Annotated in this window: 9 protein-coding genes; 7 read left to right on the plus strand and 2 right to left on the minus strand. The window is 67.3% G+C overall.

Annotation, left to right across the window (positions count from 1 at the left end; translation table 11 throughout):
• The first annotated feature begins 45 nt into the window (after positions 1 to 45).
• The 7 genes from P9A17_RS17475 to P9A17_RS17505 are packed head-to-tail and all read left to right on the plus strand — an operon-like array spanning position 46 to position 9499.
• Complete coding sequence (locus P9A17_RS17475) at positions 46 to 1578, plus strand: alpha/beta hydrolase (protein ID WP_278039966.1); 1533 nt, start codon at positions 46 to 48, stop codon at positions 1576 to 1578.
• Positions 1572 to 2021, plus strand: coding sequence for a GNAT family N-acetyltransferase (locus P9A17_RS17480; RefSeq protein WP_278039967.1), 450 nt, complete (start codon positions 1572 to 1574; stop codon positions 2019 to 2021). The genes P9A17_RS17475 and P9A17_RS17480 overlap by 7 nt, the downstream gene beginning before the upstream one ends.
• 56 nt (positions 2022 to 2077) lie before the next feature.
• Complete coding sequence (locus P9A17_RS17485) at positions 2078 to 3610, plus strand: alpha/beta hydrolase (RefSeq protein WP_278039968.1); 1533 nt, start codon at positions 2078 to 2080, stop codon at positions 3608 to 3610.
• A gap of 45 nt (positions 3611 to 3655) precedes the next feature.
• Positions 3656 to 4996: a type I glutamate--ammonia ligase gene (glnA, locus tag P9A17_RS17490; protein ID WP_278039969.1), complete on the plus strand. Its 1341-nt coding sequence runs from the start codon at positions 3656 to 3658 to the stop codon at positions 4994 to 4996.
• 24 nt (positions 4997 to 5020) lie between these two features.
• A complete protein-coding gene (locus tag P9A17_RS17495) occupies positions 5021 to 8005 on the plus strand; it encodes a bifunctional [glutamine synthetase] adenylyltransferase/[glutamine synthetase]-adenylyl-L-tyrosine phosphorylase (RefSeq protein ID WP_278039970.1) in 2985 nt (994 codons plus the stop codon).
• Positions 8006 to 8009: 4 nt separating this feature from the next.
• Positions 8010 to 8639: a PaaI family thioesterase gene (locus P9A17_RS17500; protein ID WP_278039971.1), complete on the plus strand. Its 630-nt coding sequence runs from the start codon at positions 8010 to 8012 to the stop codon at positions 8637 to 8639.
• Positions 8636 to 9499, plus strand: coding sequence for a TIGR03619 family F420-dependent LLM class oxidoreductase (locus P9A17_RS17505; protein ID WP_278039972.1), 864 nt, complete (start codon positions 8636 to 8638; stop codon positions 9497 to 9499). The genes P9A17_RS17500 and P9A17_RS17505 overlap by 4 nt, the downstream gene beginning before the upstream one ends.
• Here P9A17_RS17505 and P9A17_RS17510 read toward each other — a convergent pair.
• Both P9A17_RS17510 and glnA (P9A17_RS17515) read right to left on the minus strand, forming a co-directional pair.
• Complete coding sequence (locus P9A17_RS17510) at positions 9496 to 10053, minus strand: DoxX family protein (protein WP_278039973.1); 558 nt, start codon at positions 10051 to 10053, stop codon at positions 9496 to 9498. The genes P9A17_RS17505 and P9A17_RS17510 overlap by 4 nt on opposite strands.
• A gap of 95 nt (positions 10054 to 10148) precedes the next feature.
• Complete coding sequence (glnA, locus tag P9A17_RS17515) at positions 10149 to 11585, minus strand: type I glutamate--ammonia ligase (protein WP_278039974.1); 1437 nt, start codon at positions 11583 to 11585, stop codon at positions 10149 to 10151.
• Between the last annotated feature and the right edge of the window lie 50 nt (positions 11586 to 11635).

Here is an 11635-nt window from a genome sequence, read left to right on the forward strand (position 1 = left end):
GCGCCTCGCCAGCGCAGATGGCCGTCCATGGCAGCATGTGATCCCATGAAGTTCAAGACCGCGGTCGTGCGGCCCGGCCTCCTCCTGTCGTTGCCGGTGCTGCTGGTCGCCGGCTGCAGCCAGGTGGTGGACGGCAGCGCACTGATCTCGGTACCGCGGCCCGGAACACCCATCGAATGGGGACCCTGTGAGTCGGGCGCATCCGACAACCTGAGTGTTCCTGCCGGCGCCGAGTGCGGCATGCTGTCGGTCCCGGTGGACTGGGACAACGCCGACGATCCCAACGGCGACGTCGCCCAGATCGGGCTGCTGCGGGTCAAAGCGACCGGCGAGAAGATCGGGTCGTTGCTCGTCAACCCCGGCGGGCCCGGCAAGTCGGGCAAAGAATCGGCCGCATCGATGGCGGGGACGCTGCCCGCCGAGGTGCTCGAAAAGTTCGACATCGTCGGATTCGACCCTCGCGGGGTCGCCAGTTCGACGCCCGCGGTGTGGTGCAACAGCGACGCCGACAACGACCGGCTTCGCGCCGACAACGTCGTCGAATACACCCCGGAAGGGGTGGCACATCTGGAGAACCTCACCAAGGAGTTCGTCCAGCGCTGCGTCGACAAGGTCGGCGAGGATTTCCTCGCCAACGTCGGAACTGCAAGTGTGGTCAAGGATCTCGACGCTCTGCGCCAGGCGCTCGGCGACGAGAAGCTGACCTACCTGGGCTACTCGTACGGCACCAGGATCGGCGCAAGCTATGCCGAGGAATTCCCGCAGAACGTGCGCGCGATGATCCTTGACGGCGCCATCGACCCGAACGCCGACCCGGTCGAGGCCGACGTGCGGCAGGCAGCCGCATTCCAGCAGGCGTTCGACGACTACGCCACCGACTGCGCCATCGATCCCGACTGCCCGCTCGGCACCGACCCCGCCAAAGCCGTCGAGGTGTACCAGTCGATGGTGTGGCCACTCGTCGATGCGCCGGCCGAGACGAGCGACCCCCGCAGCCTGAGCTACAACGACGCCATCGTCGGAACCATCCTGCCGCTGTACTCCCCCGGACTGTGGCGTCATCTGACCCAGGCGCTCACCGAGATCAAGGAGGGCCGCGGCGACACGATGCTCGCGCTCGCCGACCTCTACATGGGCCGCGACGCGCAGGGGCACTACAACAACGGCACCGACGTCCGCGTCGCCGTCAACTGCGTCGACAAGCCGGCGATCACCGACCGGGCGACCCTCGTCGAACAGGACCGCCGCGTCCGCGAATCCGCGCCGTTCATGTCCTACGGCGAGTTCACCGGCCTGGCGCCGATGTCGACATGCGGGTTCTGGCCTGTCCCGCCCACCACCACGCCGCACGAGATCAGTGTGACCGGGCTGCCCCCGATCCTCGTCGTCTCCACGACCAACGATCCCGCCACCCCGTATCAAGCCGGTGTGGACCTTGCCCGCCAGCTCGGCGGCACCCTCGTGACGTTCGAGGGCACCCAGCACACCGTTGCGCTGCAAGGCGATTCCTGCATCGACGACATCGCGACGCGCTACCTTGTCGACGTGACGGTCCCGCCCCCGGACACCCGATGCTGACGATCTCGGTCGTCGGCGAAGCCGACCTTGCCGAGCTGGCCCCGATGCTGCGCGCGTACTGCGACTTCTACGAGGTCGACCCGGCCGACGACAAGCTCGCCGCGATGTCGCGGGCACTGATCGCCGACCCCGATGAAGGTTTGCAGCTGATCGCGCGGCGGGAGGACGGAACTGCCCTGGGCTTCGCGACGATCTTCTGGACCTGGCAGACGTTGTACGCCGCCCGCGTAGGCGTGCTCAACGACCTCTACGTGACCCCCGAATCGCGGGGGACAGGCACCGGCAGGGCGCTGATCGCCCACGGCCTGCAGCTGTGCCGCGACCGTGGCGCCGAGAAGCTCGTATGGGAGACCGCGCCGGACAACACGACGGCGCAACGGCTTTACGACGGGATCGGAGCCGAGAAGTCGACCTGGTTCACCTACGAGCTCGACGCCGGATAACAGCCTGGTCTCTGTTGGGTGCCGGGGGACGACCCGCGGCGCGGTTCCATGCAACGATGGCTGCCATGCTGCGCGCCGTTCGGACCGTGATGGCGCTCGTCTGCCTCCCCGTTCTGGCCTTCACGGCGCTGTCACCGTCCGCGTCGGCGGCGCCCGTCGCCATCGATGAGCCGTATTCCGCTGTGCCGGTATGGAGTTCATGCAGCCAGTTCTTCCCCGTCGGCCCGGTTCGGGTTCCCTCTGCGCAGTGCGGAACGGTCGACGTCCCCGTCGACTACGCGAATCCCGAAGGGGCCCAAGCGCACCTGGCCGTCATCAGGGTGCCCGCGACCGGACGGCGTATCGGTGTGCTGATCGTCAACCCCGGCGGGCCCGGCGCATCCGCCGTCGACACCGTCGCCGCGATGGGCGCCGCGCTGGCGGGCTCACCGATCGCCGAGCAATTCGACCTCGTCGGCATCGACCCGCGGGGCGTCGGGCATTCCACCCCGCAGTTGCGGTGCCGCACCGATGCCGAGTTCGACGCCTACCGCGCCGAACCCCTGGCCGACTACAGCCCCGCAGGCGTGGCCCACATCGAGGATGTGATGCGCGGGTTCGCCACGCAGTGCGTGGACCGGATGGGCGCCGACTTCCTCGCCAGCGTCGGCACCGCGACCGCCGCACGGGACATGGATGTCGTGCGGGACGCGCTCGGCGAGGCGCAGATCAACTACCTCGGGTTCTCGTACGGCACGCAGATCGGTGCGGTCTATGCAGCCCGCTACCCCGACCGCGTCCGCGCCATGGTGCTCGACGGCGCCGTCGACCCGAGCCTCGACCCGGTCACCGAGAGCCTCAACCAGATGGCCGGGTTCCAACAGGCTTTCGACAAGTACGCGGCCGACTGCGCCCAGTCCGCCGGGTGCCCGTTGGGCACCGATCCGGCCCAGTTCGTCGCGCGCTTCCAGCAGCTCGTCGACCCGCTGGTCGCCCGTCCTGCCGCCACGGCGGACCCCCGTGGCCTCAGCTACCAGGACGCCATCACCGGCACCGTGAGCGCCCTGTACTCGCCGCGCTTCTGGCCGTACCTGACGAGCGGCCTGCTCGGACTGCAGCGCGGCGCCGATCCCAGTGACCTGCTGCTGCTCGCCGACGACTACCAGCAGCGCGACCGCAACGGGCACTACCAGAGCCGCCAGGATGCGTTCACGGCGATTCGCTGTGTCGACGCCGACTTCCCGACTGACCCCGCGACGTGGGCCGAGGCCGACCGCCGCGCGCGCGAGGTCGCCCCATTCGTCTCCTACGGGACCTTCACCGGGTACGCGCCGCGCGACACCTGCGCGATGTGGCCGGTCCCGCCGACGTCGGTGGTCGGCGTCGTAGCGTCTCCGGGACCGGGCAAGGTCGTCGTCGTGTCCACCACCGGAGATCCGGCAACGCCGTACAAGGCGGGCGTCGATCTGGCCCGGCAGATGGACGCCGGCCTGATCACGTTCGACGGCGCCCAGCACACCGTGGTGTTCAACGGCGACGCGTGTGTCGACAGCGCCATCGTCCGGTTCCTCACGGACATGACGCAGCCGCCTACCGGATTGCGCTGCTAGCAGCGCCGTAACACAGAATTAACAGGCGGAACTTAGGCTTCGACCATGGATCGGCAGAAGGAATTCGTGCTGCGCACGCTGGAGGAACGCGACATCCGTTTCGTCCGGTTGTGGTTCACCGACGTCCTCGGATACCTGAAGTCGGTCGCGATCGCCCCTGCCGAACTCGAGGGCGCCTTCGAAGAGGGCATCGGGTTCGACGGATCCTCGATCGAAGGCTTCGCCCGCGTCTCCGAGGCCGACATGGTGGCGCGGCCCGACCCGTCGACATTCCAGGTACTTCCGTGGGCCGACAGCTCCGGCAAGCACCACTCCGCGCGGATGTTCTGTGACATCACGATGCCCGACGGATCCCCCTCGTGGGCGGACTCGCGGCACGTGCTGCGCCGTCAGCTGTCCAAGGCCAGCGACCTCGGCTTCTCCTGCTACGTCCACCCGGAGATCGAGTTCTTCCTCCTCAAGCCCGGACCCGACGACGGCACCCCGCCGGTCCCCGCGGACAACGGTGGCTACTTCGACCAGGCCGTCCACGATTCGGCGCCGAACTTCCGCCGCCACGCCATCGATGCGCTCGAACAGATGGGCATCTCCGTCGAGTTCAGCCACCACGAAGGCGCTCCCGGGCAGCAGGAGATCGACCTGCGCTACGCCGACGCGCTGTCGATGGCCGACAACGTCATGACCTTCCGCTACCTCGTCAAGGAGGTCGCCCTGGGTGACGGCGTGCGCGCGTCGTTCATGCCGAAGCCGTTCGCCGAGCATCCCGGTTCGGCGATGCACACCCACATGAGCCTGTTCGAAGGCGAGACCAACGCCTTCCACAGCCCGGACGACCCACTGCAGCTCTCCGAGGTCGGAAAGTCGTTCATCGCAGGCATTCTCGAACACGCCAACGAGATCAGCGCCGTCACCAACCAGTGGGTGAACTCCTACAAGCGTCTCGTCCACGGCGGCGAGGCGCCCACAGCGGCGTCGTGGGGCGCGGCCAACCGGTCCGCGCTCGTGCGCGTCCCGATGTACACGCCGCACAAGGTGTCCTCGCGCCGGGTCGAGGTCCGGAGCCCCGATTCGGCCTGCAACCCGTACCTGACATTCGCGGTGCTGCTCGCCGCCGGTCTGCGCGGTATCGAGAAGAACTACGTCCTCGCGCCGCAGGCCGAGGACAACGTCTGGAGCCTGACGTCGGAAGAGCGCCGGGCCATGGGCTACAAGGAGCTGCCCGGCAGCCTCGGCGTGGCGCTGGGCGAGATGGAGAACTCCGAGTTGGTCGCCGAAGCGCTCGGCGAGCACGTGTTCGACTTCTTCCTGCGCAACAAGCGCCGCGAGTGGGAGAACTACCGCAGCCACGTGACCCCGTACGAGTTGAAGACCTACCTGTCGCTCTGAGCAAGGGCGCTCCGCGCTACCTTGATGAGCGTGCCCAAACCCGCGACGCAGCGACCCAAGCTGCCAGGCGTCGGTCGACTCGGGCTCGTGGAACCCAAGGCGCAGGCCGACCTTGCCGGGCTCGGATGGAACACCGATGCCCACGTCGAACTGCTGTGGTCGCTGTCCCGCGCGCCGGACGCCGACATCGCCCTCAAGGCGATCGTGCGGCTGGCGGAGGCACTCGGCCCCCGATGGGGTGAACTAGACGGCGCCCTGCGCAAGGACCGCGGACTGCGCGGGCGACTGTTCGGTGTGCTCGGAACCTCACTGGCGCTCGGCGACCACCTGATCGCCAACCCGGAATCGTGGCATCTCCTCGCCGGCAACGTCAGGCTGCCGGCGGCGCAGGAACTGAGGGACCTGTTCGCCGAAGAAGCCGACAAGGCAAGCGGTTCCACGCCTGCCGCCGTGCCGCCGCTGCGTTCTCTCTACCGCGACCGCCTGCTCGTCCTGGCCGCACTCGACGTCGCCCCGACCGTGGAGAACGAACCCGTCCTGCCGTTCCCGGTCGTCGGCCAACACCTCTCCGATCTCGCCGACGCGGCACTGGCAGCGGCACTTCGCGTCGTGACGGCGTCGGTGTGCGGGGACAAGCCCGCGCCCGCGCTGACGGTCGTCGCGATGGGCAAGTGCGGTGCGCGGGAACTGAACTACGTCAGCGACGTCGACGTCATCTTCGTCACCGACGACGGCGCACACAGCAGTCTCGCGCTGGCGACCAGGATCGCCGGCGAGATGATGCGGTTGGCCTCTGATGCGTTCTTCGAGGTCGACGCCGCGCTACGGCCGGAAGGTAAACAGGGGCAGCTCGTCCGGACGCTCGATTCCCACGTCGCCTATTACGAGCGGTGGGCCAAGACCTGGGAGTTCCAGGCGCTGCTGAAGGCGAGGCCCGCCGCGGGCGACATGGACCTCGGACGCCGCTACATCGAGGCGCTGATGCCGATGGTGTGGACGGCCTCGGATCGTGAGGACTTCGTACCCGAGGTCCAGGCTATGCGCAGGCGCGTCGAGGAGCTGGTGCCCGCCGGCGTGCGAACGCGCGAAATCAAGCTCGGCACAGGTGGTTTGCGTGACGTGGAATTCGCCGTCCAGCTGCTGCAGCTGGTGCACGGCCGCAACGACGACTCGCTGCATGTCGCGTCCACCGTCGACGCGCTGGCCGCACTGGGGGACGGCGGCTACATCGGACGCGACGACTCCGCGAACCTGACGGCGTCGTATGAGTTTCTGCGGTTGCTCGAACACCGACTGCAACTGCAGCGGCTCAAGCGCACCCACATGCTGCCCGAGGCCGACGACGAGGAGTCGATGCGCTGGCTGGCCCGCGCCGCACACATGCGACCCGACGGCCGCCACGACGCGCTCGGTGTGCTCCGCGAAGAGCTCAAGCGGCAGAGCCACCGGGTATCGCGACTGCACGCCAAGCTGTTCTACCAACCGCTGCTGGAATCGGTCGGCGAAGCGTCCCTGGGCATTTCGGACGGCATGAGTACCGACGCCGCCGAACGGCAGCTCGCCGCGCTCGGTTACGAGGGGCCCCAGAGCGCACTGACACACCTGGCTGCGCTCACCAGCAGCTCCGGCAGGCGAGGCCGCGTGCAGCAGGTGCTGCTGCCGACCCTGCTGGACTGGCTTTCCGACACCCCCGACCCCGATGCCGGGCTGTTGAACTACCGCAGGATCAGCGACGAGCTTGCCGACGCGCGGTGGTATCTCGCGTCTCTGCGGGACGAGGGCGCGGTCGCGAAGCGACTGATGCATGTCCTGGGCACATCGGCGTATGTGCCCGAATTGTTGATGCGAGTTCCCGAGGTGATTCAGCTGTATGCCGACGGTCCCAACGGCCCGAAGCTCTGTGACGTCGATACCGAAACCGTGACAAAGTCTTTGGTCGCCTCGGCGGCCCGTCACAACGACCCGATGCGGGCGATCGCAGCGGCGCGGTCGCTGCGGCGCCGCGAACTGGCGCGCATCGCGTCGGCCGACCTCCTCGGCATGCTCGATGTGACGGCAGTGTGCAAGCAACTCACCCTGGTGTGGGTCGCCGTGCTGCAGGCAGCACTCGATGCGGTGATCCGTGCGAACGCGCCCGAAGGCAATCCGCCCGCAAGGGTTGCCGTCATCGGGATGGGCCGCCTCGGCGGTGGCGAACTCGGCTACGGCTCCGACGCCGACGTGATGTTCGTCTGCGAACCCCATGCGGGCGTGGAGGAATCGGTCGCGGTGAAGTGGTCGGTGACCGTGGCCGAGCAGGTCCGCGCGCGGCTCGGCACTCCGAGTGCCGACCCGCCGCTCGAGGTCGACACCAACCTTCGACCCGAGGGCCGCAACGGTCCGCTGGTTCGCACGCTGGCCTCCTATGAGGCGTACTACACGCAGTGGGCGCAGCCGTGGGAGATCCAGGCACTGCTGCGGGCGCATCGGGTAGCCGGGGACATGGAACTGGGCGAGCGGTTCCTGTTGATGGTCGACAAGACGCGGTACCCGGCCGGCGGGGTTTCCGCCGAGACCGTGCAGGAGATCCGGCGGATCAAGGCGCGCGTGGACGCCGAGAGGCTTCCCCGTGGCGCCGACCCGAAGACCCACACCAAGCTGGGCCGCGGTGGACTCGCCGACATCGAGTGGACCGTGCAACTGCTGCAACTGCGCTTCGCGCACAAGCTTCCGGCACTCCACACCACCTCGACATTGGAGAGCCTCAACGCGATCGGCGCGGCCGAACTCATCGCCGAGGGCGACATCGAACTGCTGCGTGATGCCTGGCTGACCGCGACCCGCGCCCGTAATGCGCTGGTGCTGGTCCGCGGCAAGCCCACCGATCAGCTGCCCGGGCCCGGCAAGTTGCTCAACGCGGTGGCGGTGGCCGCCGGATGGCAGGGCGGAGACGGCGGCGAGTTCCTCGACAACTACCTGCGGGTGACGCGTCGGGCAAAAGCCGTGGTGCTCAGAGTGTTCGGAGGCTAAGTAGGTGGACTTCAGTTTCGAGGCGATCAGTGCCGACGAGTTCGAGCGGCAGCGCAGCAGCTACGAGCCGCTGACCGATGCGTTGCGCCGACTCATCGACGTCGGGATCCACACCGAGGCCGACGACGCGACGGTGCAGGAAGCGATGGGGCATCTGGCGGCGGCCGAGGAACTGCTGAGCCGTGAACAACGCACCGGCCGCTCGACGCTGCGGCACGCCGACACCGGGCGTCCGGTCGCGTGGGCGAATCCGGCTGTGGGACTGCGCAATGCGATCGCGCCGCCGATGATCATCCACCACGAAGCCGACGGCAGCTGCTGGAGCGAGTTCACGCTCGGGCCCGCCTACGAGGGCCCGCCCGGGTGGGTACACGGCGGGATCGGGGCGCTGGTCCTCGACCATATCCTCGGAGAGGTCGCCAGCGGCGGCCTGACCCAGCCTCGGTTCACCGGCACGATCACGTTGCGTTACCACCGCGGCACTCATCTGGGTCCGGTTCGGGCCGAGGCCTTCGTCGAGCGCTCCGAAGGGGTCAAGACGTTCGCGCGAGGATATCTGCGGGATGCCGACGGGGTGACCGTGGAAGCCGAAGGTGTGTTCATCACGCCCGCGTGGGCGCGGGACGCCGGATGAAGTTCTATGTGTCGACCGCGTTCCTGGATACCCGGGAGGCGGTCGAGATCGCCAGGGCGGCAGACGATCTCGGCTATGACGGGATGGCGATCCCCGATCACGTCATCAACTTGGAAACGCTAAAGACGCCGTACCCGTACACCAAAGACGGTAAGCGGCGCTGGGAGGCGTTCACCGACTGGCCGGACCCGTGGGTAATGATCGGCGCCGTTGCGTTGGTGACATCGCGGCTGAAGTTCGTGACGACGGTGTACCTGCCTGCCATGCGTGACCCGTATTCGGCGGCCAAAGCGATCGGCACCGCGGCGGTGCTGGCAGGCGGCCGGCTGGAGCTCGGCATCGGAGTGGGTTGGTGCCGCGAGGAATTCGAGCTGCTGGGACAGCAGTTCGAACGACGCGGTAAGCGCACCGACGAGATGCTGGAGTTGATGAAGGCCCTGTGGTCGCCGGGCTGGACGGAGTTCTCCGGCGAGTTCTACACCGCGCCACGCCTAGAGATGGAACCGACGCCGCCGCCGATCCCGATCTACGTCGGCGGGCTGTCAGACATCGCGCTACGCCGTGCCGCGCGCCACGATGGGTGGATCGGGGATCTGATCACCCTCGACCACGCGTTGGAGCGGGTGTCGTTCGTGCGCGCGCTGCGTGCCGAAAACGGCTTGAGCATGGATGATTTCGAGGTCATCACACCGCTCACCGATGCGTTCACGCCAGAGCACTTCGCGCGCGCCGAAGCCGGCGGGATCACCGGCAACATCACGATGCCGTGGATGTTCTACAGCGGACCCGACGCATCCCTGGCCGACAAGATCGACGGGATGCGCCGGTTCCGCAAGGATCTGCGGATAGACGACGACTAGTACCGCGGTCGGCGGAACCGGCTCAGCAGCCCGCCGCGGCGCACGGGTTGGGCCGCCGGCGCTGCGGTGACCGGGGGAGCAGCGGTCCCCGTGACGACCCGATTGCGCCGCACGCCCGACCCGCCCGCGACCTGCCGACTGCCGTCGACCGACCAGGCGCCGCCACCGATGGTCGCCAGCAGCAGGAACGCGAAGCAGAACAACAGCGCCACCTCGCCGCCGTTGCCGCCGGCAGCCGGATCGAACGGCCAGAACTTGACTTGCTCGCCGCCGAGGATGCCCCAGTGCTGCCACAGATACGCCACCGCCATCTCTCCCGAGGCGATGAACGCGGCGATCCGGGTGAAGAAGCCGATCGTGATCAAGATGCCCAGAACGAGCTCGATGACACCGGCGAACCAGAACGGCCAGGTGCCGACCGGGACGGCCTGCCCGAGGGGCCAGCCGAACAGCTTCATCGTTCCGTGCAGCGTGAAGACCAAGCCGAACACGATGCGGAAGATGCTCAATGCCGGTGAGGAAAAGCTGGCGAGACGCGCGTCGAAGGTCGTCATGGCGCGGGAGTACCCATTCGCGTCGTCGACGACGCAGGTGAGGCACGAAAAAGCCGGACGCCCGAAGGCGCCCGGCTGTTTCGTACAGCTTCGACTTAGACGTCGTAGTAGAGCGAGAACTCGTACGGGTGAGGACGGATCTGCACCGGCATGATCTCGTTCTCCCGCTTGTAGGAGATCCAGGTCTCGATGAGGTCCTCGGTGAACACGCCGCCCTCGGTGAGGTACTCGTGATCCTCTTCGAGCTTGTCGATCACCGCCGACAGAGACGTCGGCGCCTGCGGGATGTTCGCGGCCTCCTCGGGAGGCAGTTCGTAGAGGTCCTTGTCGACGGGAGCCAGCGGCTCGATCTTCTTCTTGATGCCGTCGATGCCGGCCATGAGCATCGCCGCGAACGCCAGGTACGGGTTACCCGAGCTGTCGGGGCAGCGGAACTCGAGGCGCTTGGCCTTCGGGTTGTTGCCCGTGATCGGGATGCGCACGCAGGCGGAGCGGTTGCGCTGGCTGTACACCAGGTTGATCGGAGCCTCGTAGCCCGGCACCAGACGCTTGTAGGAGTTCACCGTCGGGTTGGTGAACGCCAGCAGCGACGGCGCGTGGTGCAGGATGCCGCCGATGTAGTGGCGTGCCATGTCCGACAGCCCGGCGTAGCCCGACTCGTCGTGGAACAGCGGCTTGCCGTCCTTCCACAGCGACTGGTGGGCGTGCATGCCCGAACCGTTGTCACCGAACAGCGGCTTCGGCATGAACGTGACGGTCTTGCCGTTGGCCCATGCGGTGTTCTTGATGATGTATTTGAAGAGCAACACATCATCGGCCGCGTGCAGCAGCGTGTTGAACTTGTAGTTGATCTCGGCCTGGCCGGCGGTGCCAACCTCGTGGTGGCCGCGCTCCAGCGTGAAGCCCGCGTTCTGCAGGTTGGTGGCCATCTCGTCGCGCAGGTCGACGTAGTGGTCGTAGGGAGCGACGGGGAAGTAGCCACCCTTGGGGCGCACCTTGTAGCCACGGTTCGGGCTGCCGTCGGCCTCGAGCGGCTCACCGGTGTTCCACCAGCCCGACTCGGAGTCGACCTCGTAGAAGGTGCCGTTGATACGCGAGTCGAAGCTGACCGAATCGAAGATGTAGAACTCCGCCTCGGCGCCGAAGAAGCAGGTGTCCGCGATGCCGGTGCTGGCCAGGTAGTTCTCGGCCTTGCGGGCGACGTTGCGCGGGTCGCGCGAGTAGGCCTCCCGCGTGAACGGATCGTGGACGAAGAAGTTCAGGTTCAGCGTCTTGGCAGCGCGGAACGGATCGATCTGCGCCGTCTCGGGGTCGGGCAGCAGCATCATGTCGGATTCATGGATGGACTGGAAGCCGCGCACCGAAGAGCCGTCGAAGGCGAGGCCGTCCTCGAACACGCTCTCGTCGAATGCCGAAGCGGGGATCGAGAAGTGCTGGACAACACCGGGCAGATCGCAGAACCGGATGTCGACGTACTCGACCTGCTCATCCTTGATCAGCTTGAAGATGTCGTCTGAGGTCGTTTCAGCCACTGATTATTCTCCTTTGACGTGGTAGCCCTTGGCGACGGTATGGACCTGAT

The sequence above is a fragment of the Mycobacterium sp. 236(2023) genome (assembly GCF_029623955.1).
Lineage (GTDB): Bacteria > Actinomycetota > Actinomycetes > Mycobacteriales > Mycobacteriaceae > Mycobacterium.

What these genes read in the sequence shown, in the direction of transcription:
- P9A17_RS17480 (WP_278039967.1), top strand. Translation starts at nt 1,572, where the DNA reads ATGCTGACGATCTCGGTCGTCGGCGAAGCCGACCTTGCCGAGCTGGCC.
- P9A17_RS17510 (WP_278039973.1), bottom strand. Translation starts at nt 10,053, where the DNA reads ATGACGACCTTCGACGCGCGTCTCGCCAGCTTTTCCTCACCGGCATTG.
- P9A17_RS17475 (WP_278039966.1), top strand. Translation starts at nt 46, where the DNA reads ATGAAGTTCAAGACCGCGGTCGTGCGGCCCGGCCTCCTCCTGTCGTTG.
- P9A17_RS17485 (WP_278039968.1), top strand. Translation starts at nt 2,078, where the DNA reads ATGGCTGCCATGCTGCGCGCCGTTCGGACCGTGATGGCGCTCGTCTGC.
- P9A17_RS17495 (WP_278039970.1), top strand. Translation starts at nt 5,021, where the DNA reads ATGAGCGTGCCCAAACCCGCGACGCAGCGACCCAAGCTGCCAGGCGTC.
- P9A17_RS17505 (WP_278039972.1), top strand. Translation starts at nt 8,636, where the DNA reads ATGAAGTTCTATGTGTCGACCGCGTTCCTGGATACCCGGGAGGCGGTC.
- glnA (WP_278039969.1), top strand. Translation starts at nt 3,656, where the DNA reads ATGGATCGGCAGAAGGAATTCGTGCTGCGCACGCTGGAGGAACGCGAC.